The organism is Kitasatospora atroaurantiaca, assembly GCF_007828955.1.
In the GTDB taxonomy this organism is placed as follows: domain Bacteria; phylum Actinomycetota; class Actinomycetes; order Streptomycetales; family Streptomycetaceae; genus Kitasatospora; species Kitasatospora atroaurantiaca.
On record NZ_VIVR01000001.1, the window covers coordinates 21,281 to 48,207 of the forward strand.

At 69.3% G+C, this 26,927-nt stretch carries 27 protein-coding genes and 4 pseudogenes; 16 read left to right on the plus strand and 15 right to left on the minus strand.

Going from position 1 to position 26,927, the window contains the following annotated elements; translation table 11 throughout:
* The first annotated feature begins 335 nt into the window (after positions 1-335).
* Entirely contained in the window at positions 336-479 is a 144-nt protein-coding gene (locus FB465_RS35445; RefSeq protein WP_170290442.1) for a hypothetical protein, read from the plus strand.
* A 632-nt stretch (positions 480-1,111) separates the two neighbouring features.
* On the opposite strand, the gene FB465_RS00100 is transcribed toward FB465_RS35445, so the two are convergent.
* Positions 1,112-1,663, minus strand: a complete 552-nt coding sequence (locus FB465_RS00100; protein ID WP_145786535.1) for a hypothetical protein — start codon at positions 1,661-1,663, stop codon at positions 1,112-1,114.
* 516 nt (positions 1,664-2,179) lie between these two features.
* Between FB465_RS00100 and FB465_RS00105 the strand changes: the two genes are divergently transcribed.
* Together FB465_RS00105 and FB465_RS00110 are read left to right on the plus strand one after the other, a co-directional pair.
* Positions 2,180-2,614, plus strand: a complete 435-nt coding sequence (locus tag FB465_RS00105) for a VOC family protein (protein ID WP_145786536.1) — start codon at positions 2,180-2,182, stop codon at positions 2,612-2,614.
* 20 nt (positions 2,615-2,634) lie between these two features.
* Positions 2,635-2,826 carry a hypothetical protein gene (locus FB465_RS00110; RefSeq protein ID WP_145786537.1) on the plus strand — a complete coding sequence of 64 codons (192 nt, stop codon included), beginning with the start codon at positions 2,635-2,637 and terminating at the stop codon, positions 2,824-2,826.
* 222 nt (positions 2,827-3,048) lie between these two features.
* Here FB465_RS00110 and FB465_RS00120 read toward each other — a convergent pair whose 3' ends face one another.
* The gene (locus tag FB465_RS00120) at positions 3,049-3,267 is read right to left on the minus strand and encodes a hypothetical protein (protein WP_145786538.1); all 219 of its coding nucleotides are present in this window, start codon (positions 3,265-3,267) and stop codon (positions 3,049-3,051) included.
* 369 nt (positions 3,268-3,636) lie between these two features.
* Between FB465_RS00120 and FB465_RS00125 the strand changes: the two genes are divergently transcribed.
* Positions 3,637-4,254 carry a TOPRIM nucleotidyl transferase/hydrolase domain-containing protein gene (locus tag FB465_RS00125; protein ID WP_145797039.1) on the plus strand — a complete coding sequence of 206 codons (618 nt, stop codon included), beginning with the start codon at positions 3,637-3,639 and terminating at the stop codon, positions 4,252-4,254.
* Between the two features lie 223 nt (positions 4,255-4,477).
* Here the strand turns inward: FB465_RS00125 and FB465_RS35450 are convergent, their stop codons facing one another.
* Positions 4,478-6,256, minus strand: coding sequence for a tRNA 2-selenouridine(34) synthase MnmH (locus tag FB465_RS35450; RefSeq protein ID WP_170290428.1), 1,779 nt, complete (start codon positions 6,254-6,256; stop codon positions 4,478-4,480).
* A gap of 251 nt (positions 6,257-6,507) precedes the next feature.
* Between FB465_RS35450 and FB465_RS00130 the strand changes: the two genes are divergently transcribed.
* Positions 6,508-7,242, plus strand: coding sequence for an RICIN domain-containing protein (locus FB465_RS00130; protein ID WP_145786539.1), 735 nt, complete (start codon positions 6,508-6,510; stop codon positions 7,240-7,242).
* A gap of 1,101 nt (positions 7,243-8,343) precedes the next feature.
* The gene (locus FB465_RS00135) at positions 8,344-9,075 is read left to right on the plus strand and encodes a dienelactone hydrolase family protein (protein ID WP_145786540.1); all 732 of its coding nucleotides are present in this window, start codon (positions 8,344-8,346) and stop codon (positions 9,073-9,075) included.
* A gap of 279 nt (positions 9,076-9,354) precedes the next feature.
* On the opposite strand, the gene FB465_RS00140 is transcribed toward FB465_RS00135, so the two are convergent.
* Complete coding sequence (locus FB465_RS00140) at positions 9,355-10,056, minus strand: MBL fold metallo-hydrolase (protein WP_145786541.1); 702 nt, start codon at positions 10,054-10,056, stop codon at positions 9,355-9,357.
* A gap of 166 nt (positions 10,057-10,222) precedes the next feature.
* Here FB465_RS00140 and FB465_RS00145 point away from each other — a divergent pair, with 166 nt between their 5' ends.
* A complete protein-coding gene (locus tag FB465_RS00145) occupies positions 10,223-10,408 on the plus strand; it encodes a hypothetical protein (protein WP_145786542.1) in 186 nt (61 codons plus the stop codon).
* Positions 10,409-10,535: 127 nt separating this feature from the next.
* Here FB465_RS00145 and FB465_RS00150 read toward each other — a convergent pair whose 3' ends face one another.
* Together FB465_RS00150 and FB465_RS00155 are read right to left on the minus strand one after the other, a co-directional pair.
* On the minus strand, positions 10,536-11,498 hold the full coding sequence (locus FB465_RS00150) for a hypothetical protein (protein WP_145786543.1): 963 nt from the start codon (positions 11,496-11,498) through the stop codon (positions 10,536-10,538).
* Between the two features lie 144 nt (positions 11,499-11,642).
* Positions 11,643-12,062 carry a hypothetical protein gene (locus tag FB465_RS00155; protein WP_145786544.1) on the minus strand — a complete coding sequence of 140 codons (420 nt, stop codon included), beginning with the start codon at positions 12,060-12,062 and terminating at the stop codon, positions 11,643-11,645.
* Between the two features lie 124 nt (positions 12,063-12,186).
* Here FB465_RS00155 and FB465_RS36450 point away from each other — a divergent pair.
* A pseudogene (locus FB465_RS36450) lies at positions 12,187-13,022 on the plus strand (IS5 family transposase); the annotation flags it as partial.
* A gap of 194 nt (positions 13,023-13,216) precedes the next feature.
* On the opposite strand, the gene FB465_RS00170 reads toward FB465_RS36450, so the two are convergent.
* The gene (locus FB465_RS00170; RefSeq protein ID WP_145786546.1) at positions 13,217-15,241 is read right to left on the minus strand and encodes a hypothetical protein; all 2,025 of its coding nucleotides are present in this window, start codon (positions 15,239-15,241) and stop codon (positions 13,217-13,219) included.
* Positions 15,242-15,584: 343 nt separating this feature from the next.
* Between FB465_RS00170 and FB465_RS00175 the strand changes: the two genes are divergently transcribed.
* Complete coding sequence (locus FB465_RS00175; RefSeq protein WP_145786547.1) at positions 15,585-15,896, plus strand: hypothetical protein; 312 nt, start codon at positions 15,585-15,587, stop codon at positions 15,894-15,896.
* Between the two features lie 7 nt (positions 15,897-15,903).
* Here FB465_RS00175 and FB465_RS36455 read toward each other — a convergent pair whose 3' ends face one another.
* The 5 genes and pseudogenes from FB465_RS36455 to FB465_RS00190 all read right to left on the minus strand — a co-directional run bounded on the left by FB465_RS36455 (position 15,904) and on the right by FB465_RS00190 (position 20,289).
* On the minus strand, positions 15,904-16,809 hold the full coding sequence (locus FB465_RS36455; protein WP_246192420.1) for a WD40 repeat domain-containing protein: 906 nt from the start codon (positions 16,807-16,809) through the stop codon (positions 15,904-15,906).
* 156 nt (positions 16,810-16,965) lie between these two features.
* Positions 16,966-17,628: pseudogene (locus tag FB465_RS37790) on the minus strand (caspase family protein); the annotation flags it as partial.
* Complete coding sequence (locus tag FB465_RS37795; RefSeq protein WP_425461103.1) at positions 17,609-17,926, minus strand: effector-associated constant component EACC1; 318 nt, start codon at positions 17,924-17,926, stop codon at positions 17,609-17,611. The gene FB465_RS37795 and the pseudogene FB465_RS37790, both read right to left, overlap by 20 nt.
* A gap of 609 nt (positions 17,927-18,535) precedes the next feature.
* On the minus strand, positions 18,536-18,880 hold the full coding sequence (locus FB465_RS00185; RefSeq protein WP_145786549.1) for a hypothetical protein: 345 nt from the start codon (positions 18,878-18,880) through the stop codon (positions 18,536-18,538).
* Positions 18,881-19,323: 443 nt separating this feature from the next.
* Positions 19,324-20,289 (minus strand): LysR family transcriptional regulator, encoded by a 966-nt coding sequence (locus tag FB465_RS00190; protein ID WP_145786550.1) that lies wholly within the window; start codon positions 20,287-20,289, stop codon positions 19,324-19,326.
* Positions 20,290-20,372: 83 nt separating this feature from the next.
* On the opposite strand from FB465_RS00190, the gene FB465_RS00195 reads away from it, so the two are divergent.
* The 3 genes from FB465_RS00195 to FB465_RS00205 all read left to right on the plus strand — a co-directional run bounded on the left by FB465_RS00195 (position 20,373) and on the right by FB465_RS00205 (position 22,631).
* Entirely contained in the window at positions 20,373-21,302 is a 930-nt protein-coding gene (locus FB465_RS00195; protein WP_246192421.1) for an EamA family transporter, read from the plus strand.
* A 441-nt stretch (positions 21,303-21,743) separates the two neighbouring features.
* Complete coding sequence (locus FB465_RS00200; RefSeq protein WP_145786551.1) at positions 21,744-22,115, plus strand: hypothetical protein; 372 nt, start codon at positions 21,744-21,746, stop codon at positions 22,113-22,115.
* 54 nt (positions 22,116-22,169) lie between these two features.
* The gene (locus tag FB465_RS00205) at positions 22,170-22,631 is read left to right on the plus strand and encodes an FAD-dependent oxidoreductase (protein WP_145786552.1); all 462 of its coding nucleotides are present in this window, start codon (positions 22,170-22,172) and stop codon (positions 22,629-22,631) included.
* Positions 22,632-22,724: 93 nt separating this feature from the next.
* On the opposite strand, the pseudogene FB465_RS00210 reads toward FB465_RS00205, so the two are convergent.
* A pseudogene (locus tag FB465_RS00210) lies at positions 22,725-23,234 on the minus strand (UDP-N-acetylglucosamine--N-acetylmuramyl-(pentapeptide) pyrophosphoryl-undecaprenol N-acetylglucosamine transferase); the annotation flags it as partial.
* Positions 23,235-23,522: 288 nt separating this feature from the next.
* On the opposite strand from FB465_RS00210, the gene FB465_RS35455 reads away from it, so the two are divergent.
* Entirely contained in the window at positions 23,523-23,675 is a 153-nt protein-coding gene (locus FB465_RS35455) for a hypothetical protein (protein ID WP_170290446.1), read from the plus strand.
* Between the two features lie 63 nt (positions 23,676-23,738).
* Here the strand turns inward: FB465_RS35455 and FB465_RS36460 are convergent.
* Positions 23,739-23,957: pseudogene (locus FB465_RS36460) on the minus strand (alpha/beta hydrolase); the annotation flags it as partial.
* Here FB465_RS36460 and FB465_RS00220 point away from each other — a divergent pair.
* Both FB465_RS00220 and pip read left to right on the plus strand, forming a co-directional pair.
* Positions 23,937-24,149: a helix-turn-helix domain-containing protein gene (locus FB465_RS00220; protein ID WP_425461105.1), complete on the plus strand. Its 213-nt coding sequence runs from the start codon at positions 23,937-23,939 to the stop codon at positions 24,147-24,149. The pseudogene FB465_RS36460 and the gene FB465_RS00220 sit on opposite strands and share 21 nt — an antisense overlap.
* Before the next feature lie 145 nt (positions 24,150-24,294).
* Positions 24,295-25,254, plus strand: a complete 960-nt coding sequence (gene pip / locus FB465_RS00225; RefSeq protein ID WP_145786555.1) for a prolyl aminopeptidase — start codon at positions 24,295-24,297, stop codon at positions 25,252-25,254.
* A gap of 48 nt (positions 25,255-25,302) precedes the next feature.
* Here pip and FB465_RS00230 read toward each other — a convergent pair whose 3' ends face one another.
* Complete coding sequence (locus tag FB465_RS00230; protein WP_145786556.1) at positions 25,303-25,713, minus strand: hypothetical protein; 411 nt, start codon at positions 25,711-25,713, stop codon at positions 25,303-25,305.
* A 190-nt stretch (positions 25,714-25,903) separates the two neighbouring features.
* Here FB465_RS00230 and sigJ point away from each other — a divergent pair, with 190 nt between their 5' ends.
* Positions 25,904-26,848, plus strand: a complete 945-nt coding sequence (gene sigJ, locus FB465_RS00235; RefSeq protein WP_145786557.1) for an RNA polymerase sigma factor SigJ — start codon at positions 25,904-25,906, stop codon at positions 26,846-26,848.
* The last annotated feature ends 79 nt before the right edge of the window (positions 26,849-26,927 follow it).

Consider the following 26,927-nt stretch of genomic DNA (forward strand, 5'->3'; position numbering starts at 1 on the left):
CGCACGGCACCACCACCCACCCCACCCCGCACAATCACCCGCCCGCCCGGCGGACGACGCCGCCCCGATACCGCGCACGGTTCACCCTTGCGAAGGCCCGTCGGGCGCTGCTGGAAACCACACACGAGCCTCTCCCCTACTGGTCTCGGGTACCTGACAAGCCACCGACACCAGAGCGGACCGCGCGACCCCGGGGCGAACAGCTCGGCCGGTTCGTCCACCGCGCCCGTACCGAGCGGGCGCAGCCGGACGCGGAACAGCAGGAGCTACTGCCGGCGGTGACGGCATGGAGGAGAACATCGAGCCCGCCGAGGCCACAGGGTCCGGACAGCACCGTGGAGCAGCACACGCTCGGCGTTTGGATCAACGACACCAGCGCAAGGAACGCCAAGCTCACCGCGCAGCAGATCGAGCAGCTCGAGGCGCCCGGGGTGACCTGGAAGGCCACTGTGCCTTGCCGCGCCCGCGCTGCGCGTTGAGGGGCGGATGGTCGAACGCTGGCATTGTCTGGTGGGGTGGCAGCGGCTGGCGCTCGAACGTTCGGTCGGCTGTGCCGTAGCCATGCGTAGATGTGTCATGTACGCTGCGTGTCGCTGGCATTGGAGCAACACGCGGGTCCGGTCGCCGCCCCGTAGGGGGAGCGCCGGCCGGAACCTGCTACCCAGCTGAGGCCCGGTTGCCGCTCCGTGGGGGGAGTGCCGACCGGGCCTACCAGCTGTATACCCGGCGAGCTGGTCCTGCGTGCGTGACAAATGCCCGTCCCCTGGCCGGTTTTGTGCTCATCCGTCCAGCAACCGCGGCCCATCGGATCCAGGTCGCAACGAGGCCATCACCACTCACCATGAGGTGGCCGAGCGCGGGGAACTCCGCCAGGCGCACCGCATATGAGGTGGCTGCGACAGCAGCAGACGCCTCGTCAGTCGCCTCATGAGCCCGGACAGCACCGCGCAGCAAAGTTCGAACCGTTGATAACGTCCAGACTGATCAGGGCGATGTTGGTCTCTGTCTCCGCGAATGACGGGGCGGCGAGAAGCCTCGGCATTTTTTTTGCGGCCGACGCGGTCGCATGACGTACTCAAGGTAGCGATTGGCCGGGAACTTCCCATCCCTGTCACCCCTCTGTCTCCGCTCCCGCTCGGGGCGCGGTGATCAATGAGCTGTAGGACGTGCCTTCCACCGCGTTGAGGAGGATGTACTCGCGCCCGGGGCCGGTGGCGACCTCGCGCAGTCGGGCCAGCGCTTCCTCCTCGGTCGGCAACGCGATGCCGAGCGCGGTGGCCGCCGCGTCCCGCTCTGCCAGGAGGTCAGGCTCGTCCTCCATGTACTCCTCAGCGGCTTCCTGGCTCTCCTGCGCGGTGAAGCGTGGGCAGTCGCGCCACCAAGGCACCGTCAGCAGCAGTCGCACCAGCTCCGGCAGGCCGATGGCCACGAGTGCCGCCCCGCCCTCGGAGTCGGCATACAGGATCGGGCGTTCCTCACCGCCCTTGCCGCAGAAGAAGTACGTGCCGCCGCTGCCGTCCCCGGCAAGGCCCTCCAACGGCTCACCGGAAGCGAGCCGCACGTCCTCCACGTGATCGGTCCGATCCAAGTCGAAGTCCCCGGGCCACAGGAGGAAATCGGCCGCAGGCTCGTGCTCCCGAATAGCAGTGATCATCGACGTCATGACGACACCCTAAAGGCTGTCCCCGTAACCGATCTTTGGCATGAGGGTGGTTGGTCGGGATTAGGTCCCGCCGGTGGGCGACGCCGCCAGGGCCGCGTCGCTCTCGCGGGGTGTCAGGTCTGATCACCTGATGTCCAAGGTGGCCAAGGGCCGGGCGGGTTGCGGGCGTGGTGGCGGAGGACGGAGGTGATGTCTGTGCGGCCAGTGCGCTGGAGGGGGCCGATGGCCAGGTCCCTGAGGGCGGCCATGGCTCGGGGTGTGCTTCCGGTCCTCACTCGGGAGGCGTCTTCTCCGTAGGTGCGGACCCGGATCGGCAGGCTGCCGTCGGGAAACGTGGCGAGGGCCGTGGCCGCGGGTCCGGTCCGGAAACGGCGGGCAACCCCTTGGGGGCATCGACATCGGTTCACCCCCCTGCGACCGCACGACACAGCAGCGGCCCGCAAGGGCCATCCGCTCGTCAACATGCAGATCCCCACCGGGCATTGGGCAACAGAGTCCCCCTGCTATGTTTGACCGATGGCATCGGTCAAACAGTTCCAAGTCACCTTCGACTGCGCAGAACCTGAGCGCGTCGCTCGTTTCTGGTGCGAGGTGTTGGGGTACGTCGTACCGCCGCCACCGGAGGGGTTTGCGACTTGGGACGATTTCGATCGCTCGCTGCCGCCTGAAAATCAGGGTTCATGGTTCGCATGCATCGATCCCTCAGGTGTGGGCCCGCGACTGTTCTTCCAGCGCGTTCCCGAAGGCAAGGCCGTCAAGAATCGGCTGCATCTTGACGTGCGGGTCGGCACCGGACTCGTGGGTGAAGAGCGCCTGGCCACACTTGAGGCCGAATGCGCACGACTGGTCGCGCTCGGCGCGGTACACGTGCGAACACTGCTTGCCGATGACGACAACGAGTCGTGCATCGTGATGCAGGACATCGAGGGCAACGAGTTCTGTCTCGACTGAGCATCCTCCGAGACGGCGAGGTGGGGAGCCGTCTCCCTCGGGCCTCTCCAAGCGACGACGACCAGGAGCAGCCGATCCGGCTGACGGCCCTGGACATCGGCCCGTGGTTCGAGCGGGATGCAAACCGCGCGGAGGACCTGGCCCAGCAGATCGTCCAGGCCACGCTGGAGCCCCGGCCCGAAGGGGCCGAGCCGCCGGTCGTTGGCGCCTGACAGCTGTCGTGGCAGGTCGACGAGCCCGCACGCGGATGCAGCCGGAGGGCCTGACGGCGGAAGGGGAGCAGCTCGGGGAAGAGGCTCTCCACCCTCACCGGGCGGGAAGGGGTGTGACGGGACATGTGCCGGACGCCAGGGCCGGGATGTGACAGACACCCCGCCGGGCCACCCGCCGCCCTCTGCACCCCGCGCCACGCCCGGCCGGCGGGTGCGGTCCGGTCAGATCGTCCGGTCGGGGGCGGAGAAGGAGATGTCGCCGGTGCCGAGGGGGCGGCGGGCCGGGCCCGGTTCGGGGACGTGGTCGCCGGGCGGCTGCCGGAAGTCGGCGCCCTGCTCGACCGCGAGCGGGCGTCGGGCGCCGGCCGGGGCGGGATGGGGGACCTGGGTGGCGGGCTCGGAGAATGCCGGCAACGCGAGGGTACGGCGATCGGGCGTCATAACGGCCAGTGTCGCAGCCGGCCCGGCCCGCGCCTTCACCGGTCTCGCGCGGACATCGCGGGAGCCCGCTGCGAGCGGGCACCGCCGGCGGCAGTGCGGGCGTTGTCGGCGAGCTGCTACATCTGCCCGGTAAGGGTGCACAGGGCCTGCGCGGCGGAGGACAGCCGCTTCCTGGCCGACGGGGTCCTTGGCCAGTGCCGGTCCGGCTCCCCGCCGTCGGCGGCGGCCCGTTGGGGCGCAGCGTGCCGATGGCGTACGGAACTGGCGGCGCCGGCGCGGCGCCGACGGTACGTCCATGTGAAGCCCCCCGGAGCGCGGCCGACGAAAAATCCCGTGCCACGCCTGTCCGAGCAGGAGCAAAATCGCGCCATGGCGGATATGCGAGCGTTCCGGGATGCGGTCACCGGCTGGGCGGCGGGCAGCCCCGGTGGGCCGGCGAGTGAGCTGGCCGTGCGACTGCGCGTGCGGACTGCGGTGCTGTTGGAAGGGCCGAGCGACCTCGCGGCCGTTGAGACGCTGGCCGCGCGCTACGGCCGGGACCTGCCCGCCGAAGGGGTGTGCGTCATACCCATGGGCGGAGCGATGAGCGTCGGCCGCTACGCCGGCCTCCTCGGGCCGCCGGGGTTGGGTCTGCGCCTTGCCGGACTGTGCGATGAGGGCGAGCAGCGCTTCTACGACCGCGGTCTTGAGAGGGCCCGCGCGCCGCGCGAAGGGTTCTTCGTGTGTGTGACGGACCTGGAGGACGAACTCATCCGCGCGCTGGGCGTGGCGCAGGTTGAGGAGATCGTCCAGGCTGAGGGCGACCTCCAAGCCTGGCAGACCTTCGTGCGCCAACCTGCACACCAAGGCCGGCCCCCGCAGCAGCAGATGCGGCGCTTCCTCGGCACGAAGAAGGGCCGCAAGATCCGCTACGGCCGCCTCCTGGTCGAGGCCCTCGACTCCGCGCGGGTACCTGCTCCCCTCCACAATCTGCTCGCGAACCTGTGACCGAAGCGCTGATCGAGGTCAGCAGCAGCGGCTGCAGCCGGGCTGCCAGTAGATCGCGGTGTGGCAGCCAGGGGCGAGCGTGACGAGCGGCGCGGTGGCCGGTCTCCGTCCGGCCCGGCGGGCCGGACAACTCGACATCCTGCGAGCCGTCGCGGCGGACTGACGGGACGCACAGAGAGCCGACGCGGCATCAGGACGGGTCGCACCGCCCCGGACCCCCGTCCTACTGAACGGGGGTCTGGAGCAGGGCCCCGAGCGTGCCGAGCCCGTGCCGCAGCCGGCGGAAGTAGGTGGCGCGGCTGAGGTGCAGCCCGCGGGCCACCTGGTGGTGGGTGCTGGCGCGGCCGAAGTAGTAGGCCTGAAGGATCCGGCCGGCCTCGGCCTCGGCGTCGTCCTCGCTGAGCGCCAGGCCGTGCACCGCGTCGTACAGCCAGCCGCGCAGGCTCGCCGCCGTCGGGGTCCGGGGCAGGGCGAGCAGGGGGCTGGCCGCCAGGGCCTGCGGGTCCCGGATCCGGGCCAGGGCCTTGGCGATGTGCGCGGTGACGTCCCGGACGGGGCCGCCGGTGATCCGCGCGAGCCAGCGGGGCAGGGCAGTGGGGGCGAAGTCGTGGCTGAAGACCTCGGGCTGGCGGCCGCAGCGGTAGACGTCCTCACTGATGCTGCCGTGCGTCCGGAACTCCAGGCCGTGGAGCAGGCTCTGGTAGCCGGGGCTCGCGGTGGAGATGACCAGGCGCCCGGTGCTGACGCCCTGTCGGAGGATGTGGCGCAGCAACAGGGCGTGCACGGCGGGGTCCGGGCAGTACGCCGCGCCGAGGAAGAGCCCGCCGGCGGCGAGCTGGTCGCTGTGCTGCTGGAGCAGCGGTTCGGTCGAGCCCGCCGTGCGCTCGCTGATCGGCAGCAGGCTCGCCAGGCCGACCGGCCTGCCGTCCTCGTCCCGGGCCAGGTGGAAGGCGGAGATGTCGTCGGCGGCCCAGCGCTCGGCCAGGCGGTCTGCTCGGCGGGGGTCGAAGCCGCTGCGCAGGGCCCACTCGCGCATCAGCCGACCGATGTCGCCGGCGTCCGCGGCCTCGGCCGTACGGAACAGCGATGAGCGCTCCGCCGCGGGGAAGAGCTCCTGCCGCAGCAGCGGATCGCCGGTCAGGAAGATCCCCTGCTCGACGAGTTCGCTCCGTTCGGCGGGGTCCTCGGCGCGCTCCAGCAGGGTGAGCCGGTACCCGGCGGCGCGCGTGCGGACGGCCTCGTGGGCCTGCGGCTGCCGCCACCGGTAGGCCAGTTCGATCACATGGCGGTACGGCTCGGCGAGCGCCAGCCCCAGCGGCCTCCGGGTGACGATGCTGAGTTCGGCCAGCGCCGTGAAGAGCTCGGGGCCGCCGGCCAGCAGCTTCTCGTCGGCGTTCCCGACGGTGGCGAGCAGCCGGAGCATGTGCTGCCGGCGTCGGCCCGGGAGCTCCTTCCCGAGCCGCTGAAGGATCTCGGTGGCGACCTGGTCCGCCACCGCGCCCGGCGCGGTCGGCGCCGCCCCGGCCCGCAGCGCCCGGCCCACGGCCTGCGCGAGCAGCGGTAGGCCGCCCGCCAGCCGCACGGTGAGGTCGCGGCCCTCGGCATCCTCGATCCCGGCCGCGAGCTCATCGTCCGGCAGCGGCGGCACGGTCACGGTGACGGCTCCCGAGTGCGCCCAACCGGGGTCGGCGAGCACCGGACGGCGGCTGACCACCAGCAGGTTCGCGGCCGCACCCAGCGCCTCGCGAACCGCCACCAGCCTGCGGGGGCCGTCGGCGCTGTCGACCACCAGCAGAGCGTCGACGGGAGACGCCTGTGCCCGCCGCAGGGTGCCGATCGCCTGTGGCCGGTCCAGATCGACCGTCAGCGCCGGGTGGAGCGCCGCCGCGAGCCGCGACTTCCCGACACCCAGCGGGCCCGTCAGGTTGACCAGCGGGTGGGCGGCCACGGCCGCCCGCAACTCCTCCAGGACGGCCGACCGCGACCCGATGCTTTCACTCATCCGACACCTGAACCCCTCGTGACCTTCACCTCGGCAGCGGCAGGACGATACCGAGCCGACTGCCAGGGCGTCCGGCGATCGCTCAGAGTCCGTACATGCCAAGTGGGTTGAGACTCTCGTGAGACTGCCGCAGCCCGTCTCGTCGGTAACGTCGTCCCCGCCGAAAGCCGGACGGGGACCGCTCCCTCCGGCGGGTGCAGTGTCAGGTGCACCTCACTCTTCGGCCTTGCCCACCACGAAAGGAACCAACGATGAAGTTGGCCCGTACGCTCGCGGCTGCCCTCATGGCCGTGTTCGCGATGGTGCTCGTGCTGCCCTCCGGGGCCACGGCTGCCACCCTCCCGCAGTCCGGAACTGCTCAGGCCGCCCTCACCGCAGTGCCCACCGTCCCCAAGGACTTCACCGGCGAGGGCTACGGGCCCGCCAACATCGCCGAGCCGGCGGCATGGGACTCGGCCTACGCCCAGGCCGCGGCAGAGGGATACCCGTCCTACCTCTGCCGCCACACCCTCGGCCCGGCCTACATCCAGATCGGCAGCGGCGACTACTACCAGGTACTGGTGAAGATCTCCTGCACCCCGCCGCCGCCCGAGGGCTCCGGTCAGATCATCAGTGTGGCCAACGGCAAGTGCGTGGACGTCAAGGACGGCAGCAAGAGCGACGGCGCCCCGATCCAGCTGTACAGCTGCAACGGCGGCGCCAACCAGCTCTGGAAGCTCGAGGCCGACGGCACCGTCCGCTCCATGGGCCGCTGCATGGACGTCCAGTACGCCAAGACCGACAACGGCTCGGTCCTCGGCCTGAACACCTGCCACGACGGCACCAACCAGAAGTGGGAGCTGCTGCCCGGCGGCAAGCTGCGCGGTGTGCAGTCCGGCAAGTGCCTGGACGTGAACTACTACTGGATCTTCAACCGCCTCGTCATCTGGGACTGCTCCTCGGCGCGCCCCTACCAGCAGTGGCGCGGCACCGCCATCGGCCTCTGACCCCTGTACGCCCGTGAGCACGGCCCCTGACCACCCGTCAGGGGCTGTGCCCCGCGTCGTGGGCCGGCAGGGCGACGTAGAGCGAGGTGAGCTGCTCCAGGCCGTCGAGCTCGATGCCGAGCATGGACAGCAAACGGACGGAGACGGTTCTGCGGGCAGTGCCCCTGGCGCCCCGGCGGGAAGAGTCCTCGTCGGTGCTGCGCGTCGAACCTCTCCATCCGATGTGTCCTCCCAGGTCTCGGACGTCGTGCCGCGTGCGGGCCGGCCGCGGTGGCGTGCCGTGGATGGCCCAACTGCCCGGGTGTGGCTCGGGATCAGGGCGGCGTGGCCCTGGCCGCCGCGTTGCTTGTCCCGCTCGCCTTCCGGGCGACCGACAGCGAGCACCCGGTGGCGCTCACCTCGCTCACGCCCGGCAGCTGCTTCCGGCTCCCGTCAAAGACCTACCTCCCGACACATTCCGATGCCTTCGACGGGTTCCCACGCGAGGTGGTACCCGAAGCGTGCGCCGTGCCGCACCGTGCGGAGGTGGTCGCCCAGGCCGCCATCGACCCCGGCCGAATCCCTACAACGATCTGCCCGGCGCCTCACACGCGGCCTGCCGGGAACACTACGCGGACTACAACCCGGTTTTCTGGGCTCTCCCGGCCAATGTCGAGTTTGCAATCGTGCCCCCGAGGGAGCGGGACCTCAAGGACCGTCCGGTCGCCACCTGCCTCTACGAAGGCCCGTATGTCCCGCTCGCCAGCCCACTACCTGCCGATCTCTCTCGCCTGACCGCCGAGCAACGCCGCTGCCTGGACGCCGTCCGCCCGTATGACGAAGTCCGTCCCAGGGCTGCCGAAGGCGCAGCGGGGCGATCCCGACGATGCGCCGACGAGAGACGCGCGCGCCCGTGGGCACCGCGCAGCGATCGTGAGGGCGGGTGCCGCCCCCGAGGGGGCTCGGGCCGCCCAGCCGGCCACCAGGCAGCCCGGCCGCGCATGGGAATGATGTGACGATCAGTCACTATGGCATCCTGACAGGGCTGGTGCGCTCCGGCGCGACAGCCGGGCCTAGGATGCGGTCCGGCATCTCTTGATAGACGATCACGGGGGATTTGTGATGGCAGGTCAGTGGCAGACGCTCGGCGAGGCCGACGGCGTGGAGGCGTACGTGCACCGCCCGGAGGGCCAGGTGCGTGGCGCGGTGGTGGTCTGCTCGGAGCTGTACGGGGTGAACACCTACGCCCGGGCCACCTGCGCGGAGTTGGCGCAGGCCGGGTTCGTGGCGCTGGCGCCCGACTACTACTGGCGCAGCGCACGGCGCACCGAGCTCGGCTACACGCCCGAGGAGCGCGAGACGGGCCTGACACTGATGCGTGCGCTGGATCGCGACGAACTGGTCGCGGATGCCGCGGACGCGCTGGCGTTCGCGCGCAGCGAGGCCGGCGGGCGGGGGGTGGCCTTCCTGGGGCTGAGCATGGGCGGGCACATCGCGGTGCGCGCGGCGACCGAGCTGCGCTTCGAGCTGGCTGCGGTCTTCTACCCGGGCTGGCTGCTCAACAGCGGCTTTCCGCTGGTCGGCCCGGTGCCGCCGTTGGAGAACAGCGAGCGGATCGCCGCCAACGGCGTCTTCCTGCTGGGCTTCAGGGGCGAGGAGGACCACATCATTCTCGCCGAGGAGTGGGAGCAGGCCGAGCAGCGCCTCACCGACGCCAAGGTCCCCCACGAACTGGTCAGCTACCCGGGCGCCCGCCACGGCTTCGCCTGCGCCGACCGCCCGGCCGACTACGACCCGGAAGCCGGCGCGGACGCCTGGCGTCGCGTCCACGAGGCTCTGGCGGCCCACCTGTAGCACGCCGCCCCTGCACCGGGGGCACCGCCCGCCCGCGAGCTGGAGACGTCCGGCCCGGTCACGCCCGCTGGCCAGGCCGGCGGGCTGCCGGTCATCCGCTCCGACCGGGCCGGCGCGGGCGGTTTCGTCCAGCAGACTCACCTTCACGGCCTCGTGGTTGATCAATGCCGTCTCGACAGCGCCCGTGATCACCTCGAGGCCGTTCCGCTGTCCGCCGAACGCCAAAACCCCCGGCCGGCTCAACGAGCCGACCGGGGGGGCAAAGGTCAAAGAAGAAGCTCAGACGGTCGATGCCGCAGCTGCCCGCAGGACGGCCCAGGCGTCGGCCGTGAGCGGGTCGCCGTGCCCGAAGACCGCGGTCTGGACGTCCAGTTCAGAAAGCCGGTGGAACGAGTCGATGGCCCGCTTCCGGTCGGTGTTGAAGACCCCGAGGATGGTCCGGCCGCCCACGTTCGCCACCGCATCACCGGTGAACAGCACCCGGGGCCCCGGCAGATACAGCGCGACACTCCCGTCCGTGTGCCCCGGGACGGCGACCACCCGCGCGCCGCCGCCGAAGTCGAGCACGTCACCGTCGTTGAGCTCGACGTCGACGTGCACGGGCGGGGCCGCCGGAGGGCGGGACATGTTCTCGTAGAGTTCGCGCTCCCACACGGGGGCGTCGGTGAAGACCGGCTCCGCTGCGGCTCGCTCCCCCCGGATAACGGGCGCGTCGAGCGCGTGCGCCAGCACCTCCGCACCGGACCAGGCGGCGACCTCGGCCGCCGATCCGACGTGATCCTCATGACAGTGCGTCAGGACGATCCGCCGCAGGCCACCCGGCGCGAACCCAAGACTGAGCACCGCCTCCGCGATGGCCGGGCCGGATCCGACCACGCCGGTGTCGATCAGCGTCAACGCCCCCGGGTCGCGCCAGAGGTAGGCGTGTCCGACTTCGAACGCGAGCAGGTGCAACTCAGGCAGAACCTCGACTATCTCCATACCCGGGAACGTAACCAGCACTGCCCAGCCGGAACCCCCGGTTCACCCGTAGCTGATCGCAGTTCGAAGTAAGCGCCGCGCAGCTTGTCGATCACCAGGCGGGCTGCCGGGAAGACGAGGCTGGTCTGCCGGTAGCAGCGGTCGATGAGGGCTGCGGCATCACCGGGTGGCGCAGGGCGGCTTCGGCGGCGCGGATCTCCGCTGTGCGCGGTTCTGCGACGGCCTGATCGGTGCGGCCTACCCGGACGGCACGCTCCACGCGATCTCCGCCGCGTTGGTGGACTGGTACGCCTCGGCGGGTCGCCGGTTACGGCCCGGTGGGCTGCCCCGGTGCACCTGCCCGGACCTGTGAGGAGACCCCTTTGACCAGCCCACTGACGACCACTCACCTGGTGACGGTGGTGGGGATCGGGGCGCACGGCCGGCCCGCCCTGGCGCCGGTGTCCTAGCGCCGGTGTCCGAGCGCCCCCAAGCGAGGCTCAGCCGTTCAGCGCCGCGGTGGCGGCCTTCACCTGGGCCTGCAGGGCGGTCTTGATCTGCGCCATGGCGGCGGCGTTCTCGGCGATCGCCTGCTGCTGATAGGCGAAGTCGACGGCGTACCAGACGCCGACCAGGTTCGTCCTGTGCCGGCAGGCCGCGTCGGCCGTCGCCACCAGGATCTCGTGGGGCGTGGGCACGGGGCTGTCCGACCACGTCTTGTCGCCCATCGCGGCCACCGGGTCCGGGTAGCTGAAGCCGCTCTCCTTCATGCACTGCGACCACTGGGCGAACACCGCCCGGGTCCGGGCATCCTGCTGGGAGTCCTGCAGCGTACGGAACTTGAGGTCCTCCGCGAGCTGCGCATCGCCCACTCTGCCGTCCACGGCGCCGGTCAGCTTCTTGACGGTCTCCCCGACGCAGCCGTGGTCCGGCACCGTCTGGCCATTGATGACCTGCCCACCGGGACCGTACTTCTGCTTCATGTCGGACGAACCCCGCAGTGCGGCCGTCATCTGCTGGCTCAGCTGCGGCCTGGGGGGCGCCGAGCCCGTGCCGACGTCGTCGCCCTCCGGGTGATAGCCCCACTTCGCCATCACGGCGGCATTCTGCGGCCCGTAACGGCCGTCCCTGCGGGTGGTGGGGGCATCGCTGCCGCGCCTCGGCTGGAGCGGTGCCGGGTGCGTGTAACTGAATCCGAAGCGTGCCATGCAGCTCGTGCCGAGCTGCGCCTGAGCCTTCTCGACCGTGAACATCTGCTCCGGATCGAACAGATAGGCGTCCAGGGGCAGCGGCTGGTTGTTTGCCGAGTCGAGCACGGGCGTGGCGGACACCAGGGGCGGAACCACTACGCGGGACGGTGCGTCGGTGCCGCGCTTCGGGTCCGCGACGGCGCTCGTGCAGCCGGCCAGCAGCAGCGGCAGGGCGATCAGGAGGGCGGTGGAGCGACGCGGGCGGCTGAACACAGGCGTGATCTCTCTCGGTTCGGCGAGACGGGCGGGCGTGGACGGCTGAAGTAGGTTGGGCTGCAGCGGTCTCCGGCCAGTGCCCATGGTCGGAGACCGCTGTCAGCTCTCAGCTGTCACTTCTCGGACGGGGTGAGCTCCGACTCAGCCGAAGAAGCCGGCCGCGTTGTTGTTCTTCATCGTCGAGTTGAGGTCCCTGAATCCGTAGTCCGGGATGGTCTGGCAGGCGTAGCTGCAGTTGCGGTAGCCGCTGTTGTAGTAGACGGTGAAGGAGCCGGCGTACCAGCTGTCGACCGACGCGGCGTTGTTCTTGACCGAGACGCCGGCGCCCCTGGTGCCGTAGGCGCTCTCGCCGAAGTGGTAGCCCGAGTAGTCCGATATGTCCGACCCCTGGACGAAGACGGCCCCGTAGCCGCTGCTGCTGGAGTTGTAGTACAGGCAGACGTATTGGCCACCCTGGCAGTCGGCCAGGTTGGAGGCCGAGGCCGTGCCGGTGGTCGCCACGCCCGCGGTCAGAACGGTGCCGGCCACGGTGGCGGCGGCGAGTAGCTTTCGGATGCGCATTGTGGTCCCTTTCCTGACGCCGGCAACTCCGGCGTCGTGGGACCCATGCTAGGGCCTGTCTGGAGTTGTGATCAACATCGCCCGATTCGGGCCCCGGGACCATGCCAGCTGGTATAACGCTCATGTGACGCGACGTGAACTGAGCGACAGCGAGTGGGCGTTGATCGAGCCGTTCCTGCCGATCGGGCGGTACGGCCCCTACCCGCAGCGCCTGCGCGATCAGTTCGAGGGCGTCATCTGGCGGTTCCGCAGCGGAAGTCAGTGGCGGGAGATGCCTGAGGAGTTCGGGGCCTGGCAGACGGTCTACGACCGCTTCGCCCAGTGGCGCGACGCCGGCGTGTTCACCGCGCTGATGGAGGGGATGATCGCCGAGGCCGCCCGGCGCGGCCAGACGGACCTGCCCCCGGTCAGCGTGGACTCCACGGTGGCCCGTGCGCACCACGACGCGGCCGGGATGGCGGTGGACCCGGAGGTCCTGGCGGCGCTGGAGAAGGCCGCAGCGGAGGAAAAGGGGCGACAGAAACCGGGCAACCCGCCCCAGTGACGGCCGAGTCGCAAGCGCGGGAGGCAGGACCGCGCGGAGCGCCTGCGGTTGCTGCGGCGCCGCCGCGCCCGGCTCGAGGCGGCCGCGCTGGGACCTTCGCACGGCGGGTTGACCAGCAAGGTCCACCTTGCGGCCGACCGCCGCTGCCGCCCGTCGGCGTTCGTGCTCACCCCCAGGCAGGCCGCTGACAGCCCTCGGTTCGTCGCGGTGCTGGAGGAGGTCAGGGTGGGCGGGCCGGTCTGCCGTCCGCGCACCCGGCCGGACGCGGTCGCCGCCGAAGAGGCGTACTCCTCCTGGATCAACCGCGCCTACCTGCGCAAACGCAAGGTCAAGGCGGTGATCCCGGAGAAGGTCGACCAGGCCCCGAACCGAAGTAGCGCGGCAGCACGGGCGGGCGGCCGGTCTCCCACCACGCGAGATCACCCACACCTGACGAGTTACGCCGACGCCGCTCTTCACGGGGGGATCTCCTCCTGGCTCTCGGCGACGTCTGAACGCATGTCAGAGCGTCGGGGTTGCCATCACCTTGTGCCTACAGATGGGAGCCAGCACCCTGCCGTCGTCTCATGAGACACAGCTCGGCCTGGAGAACCCGAGTTCACCAGACTTTTCAGCATGCCTCGGCCGGTGAGACCTGGGCGCACACGAGGGCCTGCTCGATCAGCCCACGCAGTTCCTCATCCTGGAAGATCCTCTGGTAGCCCTCGAGCTGGGACAGGCGGCGCTCCGACTGTTGCAGGGCCAGCAGTGCGGTCTGGATCGCCGGACTGATTTCGCCGATCCGGATCAGGGGCTGGAGTGCGTCGCGGAAGGCCCCGAACTGGTCGCCACCAGCGGCGATCGGCAGCACGAACTCCTCCAGGACCTTCATGGCCGGCCCTGAATCGCAGGTGATCGACATGAGCGTGATCGCCGCGCTGAGCCGTGACCACTGCGTGCCGTTCTCCATGATGGACCGGACCCGGTCGGCATACGGCGCGGCGTCGTGGCCGAACTCGGCCAGCGCGCCGAACGGCCCGAACTCGGGCTCCTCGGCCGCCATGACCGCGTCGCCGAGGAGCCGGAGCGCCGCCGCACGGTCTCCACTGATGCACGCGGCGGTCCAGGTCACCGACCAGTGGTTCCCTGGGTAGTCCAGCACCTGGCAGGTGCGTAGGGCCGGTTCGGCCGAGGCGGCTGCCGGGCCCATCGCTCGCAGTACACCGACCACAGAGATCGAGGTCCAGGTGTCGGCCAGTAGCGGCAGGAGATCCGGCAGTGCCGGCACCGCGTCCGCGCCCCATGCCTCCAACACCGCAAGGAACCCGCGGGTCGCACCGCCTCGGGCCCCGCCGCGGCGGATAGCCTCCCGCACCGCGGGCAGCAGGACGTCCGCGTGCGCTCGCAGCGGGATCAGCACGTCCGTGATGTCCGGCCGCCTCGGTTCCGCCGTGCCGTAGCCGCGGCCGTGCTCCTCCTCCTGCGCTCGGAGCTGCTCGATCAGGCCCGGCAGGGCGCGCGGGTCACCAATCCGGGCCAGCGCCCAATGGGCGATCTCGCCGACCGTTCCGTCGAGGTACTCGTCGGCCCCGTCGTCGTCGAGCAGTTCGGCGAGCCGGTCGGCGTACGGGGCCGCCGCAGGGCCGAGTGCCGCGAGGATGTTCGCGGCCCTGAGCCGGACGGCCCCGTCCGGGTCATCCAGCAGACCGCCCGCCAGCGGCAGCAACGTGGGTGCCACGGAACGCCGTTGGATGAGGAGCTGCCACGCCACGTCCAGGGCCTCCCGGCACAGCAGGGCATCCCCGGTCCACCTCGACGCCTCGATCAGTCGGGCGGTGAAGGACAGTTTCGCTTCGGGATCGTGCTCCAACCGCCGAGCGACCCACCAGACCAGGGTCTCGCGATCACAGGGGCCCTCGACGTTCGGCACGAACCATACGTCCTCGAACCGTGGCCGCACCCCGAGGTCGGAGAACACCTCCACCAGACGGTCCAGCTGACGGACCGCCAGCTCCCGGTCCAGGCCGGCCGAGGCGTAGACGGCAGCGACCCACATCACCGGATCGTCCCCGCCCAGCACGTCCGCCAGCGCTGCCCGTGCCGCGTCGACGGCGTCCTGGTCCGCCTCCGGCTCGGCCGCGGCTTCGCCGAGGGCGATCAGCACCGGCAGCCGAACTGCCGGATCCGTCTCCACCCGCCACCGATCCAGCAACCGGGCGACGCTGCGCGCGAGCGGGATCGCCGCCCGCCGCACCGCCGGCTCCGGATCCGCGAGCAGGTCCCGTGCCCTGGCCCAGTCCTCCTCCGCCTGGCCCGGTTCGTTCATGGCCACCAGCAGCTCGACCAGGAAGACCCGCGCGCCCATGCCGGGGTCGGCGGCGAGCGCGACGACGAACGGCAGGGCAACCGGCATCGCGGACGGCGTCTCACACCCGTCCCTCGTGACGAGGGAGTAGAGCGGGTAGCAGTCCTCCTCCGTCGCCTCCGCACCCGCAAGAGCGAGCCGACGGAGCGTCCGCGGCACGTCCTCGACCGGATCGATCGGGCGCCCCGTCTCAAGCCCGTCCCACACCACCGCGTCCAGTGCTTCCAGCGACATTCCCGTCATCGTCATCCCGTCCACCGCCACGTCGTCCTGCTTGTCACCGGCCGTCATCGTCCAGGAAACCCGCCGCCCTGTCGCTCGAAATTCGCTCCACCTCGCACATGAGAGGGCTCAGCCCGGAGAACCGAGCGGGTGGGACGCCGCCACCATGCTCTTCACCGGCGATCGGGACAACCGTCGTACTGTCATCTATCCCTGTATGACAGCGAGTTGTCGCTTCATGAACCGTACCGCGAACGGACGCTGCAAGAGATGCCGCCTCGCCTTGGCGAGCACTGGTCTGACTGGGCGTCTCGTCGCAGAGGGGGTCCGCGAGCACATCGAGGCCGCCCGCACTCGTCAAGCCGCGCACCCGCCGCAACCCGGTTCCGGGCGCCCGCCGAGCCCGGCCTCGTTGCGAACCGACCTGGAGATGGCTCGTCATGAGATCGCGCCTCTGCGGCTGGAGCGGGACAACCTCAAGAATGTCGTGCGGCGGAACCTGGGACAGCAGCTCGATCAGGTCGGTGTCGGCGAACTCGTGACCCGCATCAACGAACTCACCGTCCAGTTAGATGAGTTCAGAGCTGCACGAGAGGCCTGGAAGCGCGAGAAGCAGGACTTGGAGACGAAGCTGTCCGAGGCTGTAGAGGATCTAGAGGCGGCGCGTGCGAGCCTTCGCAGAATGGTACGGGCCGCAAGCACCGCGCCGAGTACAAATCAGTGACTGTTTTCTAAAGCGGGAGTCTCCAAATGCTGGCCATTCCCTTGTCGACACCAAACGAGAGAAGTCCTCCAGGGCCAAACTCGGCATCGCCATCTCCAAGGCGACTGGACTTCGAGAACACCTTTTCACCGGACTGGATGTCCCAGACATAGAGGTCGCTCCACTCATTATAGATTGGAAGCCCCTCAACATCATACGTAATGTCCGTTGACGTTGTCCGGACAGTCGCAACATAGCGCCCCTCGGGACTCAGTGCCGCCACCCGACCGGGATCGAGCGAGTACTCTATGCGCTGGACCATTTCGTGTCCGCTCAAATCCCACAATTTCAGCGAACCGCCGCCCGAATCCTGGATCCCCGAAAGGGCAGCAATTCCGCTTCGGCCAACAGCAAGCACCTTCCCGGGGGTCGATAGACGGCGCTCACGCCGACCAGACTCTACCTCCCAGTACTCCACCGTATCGCCATAGTAGGCAACAAGCTCTCCGTTTGAAATGAAAGAAATACCCTCGGCGGAAATGTGGTCGGCTACACCCCATTGCGGATTCGGTTCGCCAGTCTCAACCTTCCAGATGCGGACCTTGTCGCCGCCAAGGCTGGCCAGCCATTTTCCATCCGTGCTGAAATCGATTTCAGCAACACTTTCCCGCCGCTCCGCACCCTTCGAATGCTGGATCACGCGCATATTGTGACCGCTTTTCGATTCCCATATCCGAATTAATCCGTCATTGCCAGCCGTGGCCAGAAGTTCACCATCCGGACTCAGCGCCAGCGAGCTCACTCGACGCAGTCGTCGGCTCAAGGAGGCATGGTGCAGTACACGCGATATCCGATCGCCGCCAATGCGGTAGGTGTCCACAAATCCGGCGTGAACAGCACCGGCGAAAGTGCTTCCATCCTGACTGAATGTCATCGGAGTCACCGGCGCCCTATATGCGGCAATAGAGAGGACGCGCGGCGCTTTAACCTCAGGCCTTGGTTTTTTTATTGCTCGATTGCGCCCGATTATAATGTCGCCAGCCTGGTTCCTCCCCCCGAGTTGCGGGGATGGCAAGCCACTCTCTGCTAGGTTTCTGCGGAGCGCCGTGTAAAGGTCCGAGAGTGAGACGTACTCGCCTACCCCGACTATGCCAGTTCGCAGTATCCTTAGCATTTCTCCGGTGAATGCCGTATGAGTTGCCCCCAAGGGGGCCTTGGCATTCTCGTTCTCATGGCAAGCCGTAAGGACCCCCGTGCCTTCGATCCTCGTTGCGTCTCCTATTCGCCCGCCCTGAAAATCGGCTACTGCCATCCCACTCATACAGCAGTCAAGAATCACGACACGCCGTATGGGGCCTTCGCGAATTCGGATTCTCAGAGAGTCATAGCGTAGTGCGGAGACGTCCTCCAGGCCTGGCCTTGTTCCGGGTAGTGCCAGGTGGAACCCCGACGAGGCGTCATCGATCACGCCATGCCCCGCATAGTAGACAATCAGCGTTTCCCCGGCCGATAGCGCCGCTGCCTCAACTGCCAATATTACATCAGCGGCAGTTGCCTCCCGATCGTCCAAGATTTCAATATTCTCCCTCGGGATCCCAAAGCTCATCGGGTCAACGAGAAGCTCCGCAAGGTCCTCAAGATTTCTTTTTATTGCCGGCAGAGGGTGATAGTGGCTGTACTCTGAAAATCCAATCAGGACAACCCGGACTCCCGTTGGCTCCCAGTGCCGAGGGCTACTCGCCCGGCTGGTCATTATCCAGATCCACAGAGACAACGGACCCGTCGGGAAGCGTGATATTAACGCGCTGAGGTGGAGTCCTTCGACTGCTCATCCAGGCTCGGATCGTACCGGCGAGAGCAGCGATCGTTCCTATATCGCTCAGTATAATGCTAATTAGCTCAAAGATGCCGCCTTGATCGTCGGGATTAATTGACGCAGCCTGCACTCGCGCGCGGCGGACTGCAGGATCGCGTGAAAGCCAGGTTCGCAGGGACGCGAGTTCTTCACTGCCCGGGCTGGATGCGATTTGAATGATTACGTCAGCGCTCACACAATTCTCCCAGCTGATATTTTCGGCGACGTTCGAAATCCCTGATCCTAGCTGGACCAGCCATCGTCCCAACCTTGCCCTTCGCGGCAAGCGGCACGAGGTGCGCTGACCCGTATGGGATCCCTGAAGCTCTCATCGGACCCCCGAGGTTTCCATGCACAACATGACGCGAAGATCACTTATTGATCGGAGCAGAGTGCAGGATGTCTCTGGTCCGAAATCTCACCTCAACCCTCCCCTGTCGCCCCTGTCAGTCAATTCTGCCGTCCCCAAGTACTGCGCCCGTACGTGACGGCTCTCTTGATGCCCTGAGGATTCTAGGAGTGCAGCCAGGCGTGTGTCATCGTCAACGACGGATCTGTCGGAGCAAGTCCGGAGCACCGGCGCGCGACTACCCGGCGCCGTCCTGGCGGTGACGCCGTAGCCGGCCGTCCAATCGCTCCACGAGTCAACTGCCGTACCAGGGGATCTGACATCGTGTTGATCTTCACGGTCGCCTCGACACATGACCCTTTCTCTTCTTGAGGCATCGTTTGGCGATCTCGTCCTGCCAGCTCCTCGGAGGACGTTGTCACACGTCGAGAGGGGTCCTACGTGACCTACGTGCCATCACGACACGTAGGCCTCTGATCTGGGGAAGGCTTGACAGCTATAGATAACGACCAGCTCGTGGGTGTCGTCGAAGTAGGTCAGGTCGACTTGGCCCCGGTCGCCGCGGGAGCCGTCGTCCAACGACACGAGGATCGTCCGGCGGCCGCTCCTCATCGGCGGGGTCTGGATCGCGACCTTCGCACCGGCGACCAACACAGTCTCGCCCGTCTGATGGTCCCTCAGTCGGTGGGCGGGGGTGACGCCGCGTTCGGCAAGCAGCGGATGGTAGGGCTCCATGAGGTGGCGGGAGGCGTCCATGCCGATTGCCTCCAGTTCGGCCTGCAGCTGTTCGGTCTGGGTCATCGCGGGCAGGCCGGTCGTCCCCGGTTCGGGGTGGGCGGCGGGGTGAGGACCAGCTACGCGGGGATCGCCGCTGTGCGGTGTTGACGGTGGCTTGCGTCGTACCTGATGGCTTCCTCACTCACGATGTCCCCTCCAACGCTGGCCAGCAGAACGCCCCAGCGTAGGCGAATTTCTGGAAAACACCAGGTCATGCCATGTTTGCCGAGGGTGTGGACGGGCGCGTGAGCGCCTGTCCGGAGGCGGTCGACCCCGGGGTCGCGAACTGCTGCCGGATCGCGGCTGCGGGCCCGGCGAAGCCGCGTGCGGCACCGTTCCCGGCGGCCCCGAGGTCCCCAATTTCGTTAGTCAGCGCGTCGGCCCGGGATGCCACGGCTGCCGGCTTCACCGAACTGATCGGCCCCTCACTGAGCACCCACCTGGCCGGACGGGGCCAGCCGGAATGCTCAGCCGCAGGTCTCCTGGGAGGCCGCGAGGTGGTCGGCCCAGCTGTCCTGAGCGAAGCCGGTGCAGATCAGGGCGGCGACGGCGGCGATCGGGGGCCAGGTCCACTGGCCGGCACGGGCGAGCAGGAAGCTGCGGCGGGTGCCGGCCAGCGGGTCGAGGCGGCGGAAGGCTACGTCCGTACGGTCGCGCTCGATGCCGGACTCGGCCAGAACCGCCACCCCCAGGCCCGCGCCGACCAGGCTGTTCACCAGGTGCAGGCTGTCCATCCGGTGCGGGATCCGGGGGACGAAACCGGCCATCGCGCACACCCGGTGCACCAGCTCGTCGTCGTCCGTGCCACGGGAGTTGGTGATCCAGCCGCTCTCTGCGAAGGCGGCGAGCTCCGACAGCGCGACCGGCCGCTGCGCATCCGGGTGGCCGGCCGGTACGGCCAGGTACAGCGGCTGCACCTCGAACCTCCGGACGCTCAGCTCCGACGGCCACGGATGCGGCACCAGGCTGTAGTCGTACACCACCCCGAGATCGACCTCGCCCGACCGCAGCAGCTCCACGGTGCGCTCCGGCTCATGCTCGGACATCTCCACTTCCACCCGCGGATGGAGCTGCCGCAGCCGGGCCGCCATCGGCAGCACCACCGGCTCCACCGCCGTGTAGAAGCTGGTCAGCCGCACTCGGCCGGCCGGCTCCGCGCCGCCGCGCAGCTCGGCCGTCGCCTCCTCCACCGCCGCCAGGATCCCCACCGCGTGCTCCACCAGCCGCGCACCTGCAGGCGTCAGCCGCACCCGGCGGCCGACCGGCCGCAGCAGCGGCACGCCGACCTCCTGCTCCAGCACCGCCAGGTGCTTGGAGATCGCCGACGTCCCGTACCCCGTGTGGTCGGCCACGGCCGCCATCGTGCCGAGCCGGTCCAGCTCGACCAGCAGGCGCAACCGGGTGAGGTCGGGCAGCCGGCCGAATGGTTCCATGAGGATATTGTCCACCAATGGTGGACGATCGGTCCACCAATGGACCGTGGACGGAAACGGCCTGCTGGCGATCAAATGACTGGGTGACCGCATCAACCTCCACCTCCACCTCCACCGCTGTCGACGGCGGCCAGCAGACGGCTGAGAAGTCCTTCCGGACGGACACCCGGCGGCGGGTGCCCGGCGCCGTGCTCGTGCTCGCCGCGATGGCCGTACTGCACACCGGCAGCGCGCTCGCCACCGAACTCTTCGACTCCATCGGCCCGGCCGGCACCACCTGGCTGCGGATCGCGTTCGCCGCCGTCATCCTGCTCGCCTGGACCGGCCGCTCGCTCGGGCCCGCGCTGCGCGCCGCGTCCCGGCGCGACCTGATCGCCACCGCTCTGCTCGGCGCCGTCAGCGCCGCACTGATGCTGCTGTTCTCCGAGGCGACCGCGCGAGTGCCGCTCGGCACCGCCACCGCGCTCGAGTTCCTCGGCCCGCTCGCCGTCGCCGTCGCCGCCTCCAAGCGCCGCTCCGAACTCGGCTGGCTCGCACTCGCCGCTGCCGGCGTCCTGCTGCTCACCTCACCGTGGACCGGCGCGATCAGCGGCGCCGGCGTCCTGTTCGGACTGGCCTCGGCCGCCTGCTGGGCGCTGTACGTGATCGGCACCGCACACGTCGGCAGCCGCTTCACCGCCCAGCACGGCCTGGCCATCTCGCTCACCGTCGCCGCCCTGGTCAGCGCACCGTTCGGCGCGCCCGCGGTCGCCGCCAACTTCGACTGGGGCGTGGTCGCCGCAGCGGCGGGCATCGCGGTACTGATGCCGCTGCTGCCCTTCCTGCTGGAGATGACGGCCCTTCAGCGGATCGGCAAGACCACCTACGGCACCCTGGTCGGCCTCGAACCGGCCATCAGCCTGCTGGCCGGGCTCATCCTCATCTCCCAGACCCCGACCGCCGTCCAGGCCGGCGGCACCGTCCTGGTGGTCGCCGCCGGCATCGGCGCAGCCCGCAGGGAGCAACGCGGCTGAGAGAGATTTTTGCACTTGGCGGTTCTGTCGTCACCTGATGCCGGGACACCGGGTCCAGGGGCAGCAGGATCGCCTGCGGGATGGTTATCCCTCCCCCGGCCCGAGCCCCGATCGACCCACTCAAGACGGGCAGCCGGTCCGCGCTGCACAGCGTAGGCGGTGCGGACCGGCGGAGGTCAACGGGCGTCACTCTCACGGGCGGTCAGAGCCGACAGGCGGGAGGCCGCTCGCACGTCGCGGGTGGTTCCGTACTCGAGGCCGGGTCAGTCGACAGGCATGGCGAGCCGGCCGGGGTTGGCCTGCGGCATGTGCCGCTGTGTGCGGGGGCTCTGGGCGCGGCGGGCTGGTGGTGCCAGTCTGGCGGGCATGACCCTTATCCGGTTGTCCCGTGTACTGCTGCTCATGGTGGTTGCTGCTGCCGGGTGTGCGGTTGATGTGCCGGTGAGCACGCGCAGCGGCGGGTTGTGCCGGGTGGAGGAGTCGGTTCGGCAGGCGTGGTTCGGTGGTGGGGTCGTTCCGAGAAAGGGCTGGTACACGACGGTGGACGTGACGGCGACATGCAAGGGCGGGCCGGCGCGGACGCTGACGGTGGAAGTGGTCCCGGATGACGGGCAGCCGGTGGAGCAGGTGTCGAAGTCGCTGCCGACGGAGTCGTACGGGGACGGTGCCTGGCGGTCCGTCATCCACGTCCACTGGCTTTGCGTGCCGGCGTCGTGGTCGTACCGGTCCGCGGTGCGGGAGAAGGACGGCCGGGTGGTGGTGGACGCCGTGGAGCACCGGGTGGTGACGGCGGGGAAGGACTGCAAGTACTGACCGGTCGGTCAGTACTCAAGGCCGGTCAACTGGTCCTGTAGCGGGGCTGGCTGTGTGCGGCGTGGACCTTGGCGTTCGTACATCGGCCTGACCTGGCTGCTCAACCCGGGCGTCACCCTGCTCGGCGACGCCACCCACCTCGTATCCTCGTTCGTCGCTGTCGGGGCCGACCTCGCCCTGCGCGACGCCGCCGAACTCGCCAACGCCGTCGCCGACGCTGAGGGGGACTGCGCCTCCGCCCTCACGACGTACGAGAAGGCCCTGGTCCCGCGCTCCACCGAGATGGCCCAGGTGTCGGCGGAGAACCTCGATCTCCTCATCGCCCGAACGGCGCCCAGCAGTTCGACGAACTGCTCACCCGCCACGAGCAGATGGGACAGTAACGACGCTCGCGGCGGCGTCCAGCGGCCCGGCCCGCCCGTGCCCCGGCCCGCCCAGCAGGTGCCCCTCCCGGATCGACAACGCGAGGGCCCCGGTCGCGCGCCGGGGCCCTCGCCGGGCTTCAGCGAGCGGTGACGGGTCCGACCCGGCCGCGGGCAGCGTCAGCTGCGGCTCGCGGACCCGTCATCGCGAGAAGCGAGAACGGGGCCGACCTGCATCCCGGACCGGTCAGCGGCCGTCGGCCACCGAGAGCAGGAGGTCGACCAGGCGCTCGACGGCGTCCGGCCGGCCCTGCTCGCGGGCCTTGGCGGCCATCGCCGAGCGGCGCGCCGGGTCGGTGAGCAGCGGGGCGAGAGCCTGCTGCAAGGCGGTCGGGGTGACCTCGCCGAACAGAGCGACGGCGGCGCCGGCCTGCTGCAGGTGGGAGGCGTTGTGGGCCTGCTCGTTGCCTGCGGAGGACGCGAGCGGGATGAACACCGCGGCCATCCCCAGCGCGGTCAGCTCGGCGATCGTGCCCGCGCCGCTGCGGGAGATGACCAGCTCCGCGAGCGCAAGCACGTCCGGCTGTTCGGGTCCGACGAACCCGGTCAGCAGGTAACGCCCGGTCAGGTGAGGTGGCAGGGAGGCCGCCTGCGCGCGCAGGCGCGCCTCGTTCGCCGGGCCGCACTGGTGGATCACGTTCGCCTCGGCCAGCAGCCACGGCAGGATCCCCGCCACCCGGGTGTTGATCTGCACCGAGATGGCCCCAGCCGACTTCTCCATCCTCGAACGGATCGGCGAAGCCCGCCGTGACGTCACGCTCTACCTGCACGCGTGAACTCCCAGAGCCGGGACACATAGACCTGCCGCAAGTGACCGCCCAGGCGTTCGGCGCACGACACCTTCGATCAGTAGGGCATTTTCCACGTAAGGCTTATAATGAAAGGTGCAGCGCGGCATCTTGGTGTAGAATCTGAAGTACAAGGGCGACCTCGGGACCGGCATCACGGTGATGCCGAAGGCACCCACCACCAGGGGGAAATCACCATGACCTACCACTTCGACGTGGTCCGCGCGACGATCGACGAGCGCCTTCGGGAAGCGGAGAAGGACCGACTCGTCCGCGCGCTCCGCCTCAAGAACCGCGCCGAGCGCACCACCCAGCGCGCACGCCAGGCCCTCACCAACCTGGCCGCATGAACACCCCGAACACAACGGGCCGTCACCAACAACACCGGTGACGGCCCGTCCCGCTTCCCACGTCGAAGTTCCCATGTTCAGACCGAAGTAGCCGACCGGCCCACCGGCGCCGATCTCCGGAAGTTCCTGGAGGGCGTCCAGGGTCGCCTGCCACTCCGGCACGGCGCGCTCCGCCAGGTGGGCGTTGTAGCGGACGACGATCGGGCCTTCCGGCTCGCCCTCCGCGCTCGCCCGGTACAGCGCGGCGATCTCCTGCTCGTCGTGCGCCGTGCGCGGCCGGTCGGCCGGATCGACGAACTCGACGCCCGCATCCTCTCCCTGTTCCTGGCCGGCCTGACCGACCAGGCGGCCGCCGGCCAGCTCGGCATCTCCCACCGCACGGTCCAACGGCGCCTCACCGACCTCATGGCCAAGGCCGGCGTCGACACCCGCATCCAACTCGGCTGGCAGGCCGCCCGCCGTGGCTGGGCCTGACCTCCCGTCGGCGCGCCGACCGGTCGCCCGAGCAGGACGAGACGGAGGAACCAGCCCCGGGCCTCGGCTCAACGCCCATGTCCATGCGGCAGGTTGGGAGAAAATAACGGAGCTCAACCACGATCACGCCTTAGGATCGACGGTTATGGTTGATCTCTACCCTCCGACCAGTCCCTACGACAGTGGAATGCTCGACACCGGAGACGGCAACCGCGTCTACTACGAACAGCTCGGCAACCCTGAAGGCAAGCCCGTCCTGTACGTCCACGGCGGCCCAGGAGCGGGCGCGCCGCAGCGGCCGACGAGGGCCTGGGACCCCGAGCGCTACCGCGTCGTCCGCTACGACCAGCGCAACTGCGGTCGCAGCACCCCGCACGCCAGCGACCCGGCGGCGGACATGAGTCTGAACACCACGCAGCACCTGATCGACGACATGGAGCGGCTGCGCGAACACCTCGGCATCGAGCGGTGGTTGCTGGACGGCGCTTCCTGGGGCTCGACGCTCATCCTGGCCTATGCGCAGCAGCACCCCGAGCGGGTCAGCGAGATCGTCATTCAGGCGGTGACGATGACCCGCCGTACCGAGATCGACTGGCTCTACCGGGGCTCCGGGCGGTTCTACCCCGAAGCGTGGGACCGGTTCCGCGACGGCGTCCCCGAGGACGAGCGGGACGGCGACCTGCTCGCGGCCTACGCGCGGCTGATGGAGAACCCTGACCGCGCGATCCGGGAGAAGGCCGCTGCCGACTGGCTCGCCTGGGAGGACGCGGTCATCTCGAACGAGCCCAACGGCCTGCCCGGCATGTACAGCGATCGGGAGGTCGACGCGCAGATCGCGTTCGTACGGATCTGCGCCCACTTCTTCAGCAACGGCGCGTGGCTGGAGGAGGACCAACTGCTGCGCAACGCCCACAAGCTGGCCGGGATCCCGGCGGTGCTGGTCCACGGCCGGCACGATATGGGCAGCTCGGTACAGACGGCGTGGGAGCTGGCGAAGATGTGGCCTGACGCGCGGCTCCACATTTTCGAGGACTCAGGACACGTCGGCAGCGACGCGATGCGGGAGACGGTCCGGGCGGCCATCGAGGAGTTCAAGTACCGCTGATCCTCAGGGCACGTGGAGGAAGTCGAACGTGGCCTTCGGGCACGGCCGTCACACCGCGGCATCCGCGCGAGTGCGGCGGCCGGCCAGCACCTGGCCCAGCTGAAGGACGCTCAGGCCGAACATCAGGACGCCCAAGGGGACGTGCAGGGTCGCCACATGCGCGATGCCCAGGACCACCTGCACCGAGGCGAGGACCAGGAACCCGACCGCGTACAGGATGGGCAGGGGCGAGCCGCCGCCCGGCCGCCACGCCAGGATCGCGGTGAGCACGTACAACATCGCCGCGGCGTACATCCCGCGCGCCCCGGCACTGTGCAGCGCCTCTCCGTGCTGCGAGGACAACAACAGTCCGGCGGTGACCGCCTGGAAGAAGATGGCCGCGGTCTGCAGGGCGATCGCGGCTCGCAGGAACATCAAGAACTTGAGGCTGCGCTGCTGTGCCGTCGTCCGTATGGGCATGGTGAGCCCTTCCCTTCTGTTGCTCAACTCTGCTTCCCGACAGTGGTTCCTCGTGGCTTGCGCCCCGACGTCCCACCAGTCCGACGACGCAGCCACCGGGAATGTGAGACGGTGCACCGGCCTCACATTTCGCTGTGGTGCCTCGTCGAACATGGTGAGCGCAGATCCGAACAAGGGAGTCGTCGACACCATGACCACCCGATCCGAGCCCGAGCCAGAGCCCGGACACGGCCGACCCGATCCGAGCCTGAGCGCGATCATGAGCGAGCGCCGGCAGCTGATCAATCTCGCCTACCGGCTCCTCGGCTCCCTGGCCGAGGCCGAGGATGCCGTGCAGGAAACCTACGCCCGCTGGTACGCCATGTCCCGGCAGCAGCAGGAGGCCATCCAGTCCCCCGGCGCCTGGCTGACGAAGGTGGCCAGTCGCATCTGCCTCGACCTGCTCGGCTCAGCGCGGGCGCGGCGCGAGAGCTACGTGGGCGAGTGGATCCCGGAGCCGCTGCCCGACCGTACCGAGTGGATGCACGGGCGGCCGGGTGACGGCAGGGGTGACCCGGCCGACCGGGTCACCCTGGACGAGTCGGTCGACATGGCCTTCCTCGTCGTGCTCGAATCGATGACCCCGGCCGAACGGGTCGCGTTCATCCTGCACGACGTCTTCCGGTACCCCTTCACCGAAGTGGCCGCGATCGTCGGCCGCACGCCGGCGGCGTGCCGGCAGCTGGCCTCGTCGGCCCGCCGTCGTATCCGTGCGGCACGGGCTCCCGTGGCTCCGACAACCCGACAGGCCGGCGTGATCAGGGACTTCAAGCAGGCATGGGAGGCCAAGGACATCGCCGCCCTCGTCGGCCTGCTCAACCCCGACGCCACGATGATCGCCGACGGCGGCGGCCGGGTCGGTGCGGTGCTCCGGCCGATCGAAGGCGGCAAGCGGATTGCCCGCTACATCATCGAGATCGGCGACAGGGCACCCGGCCTGACGCTCCTTGAGCGTTCGGTCAACGGCCGGCCCGGTCTGGTGGCCCAGCACGGCGGCGTCACCGTGACGGTGGCCGCGTTCAGCCTCGCAGACGACCGGATCACGCACATCTGGGCGGTGCGCAACCCCGAGAAGCTCCGGCCGTGGACCGTGTAGCACGACCCTGGAGCGGGCCCGACCGACCGACCCGACACCAACCGACCGAGCCGCCACACTCACGCCGTGCAACGCCGAA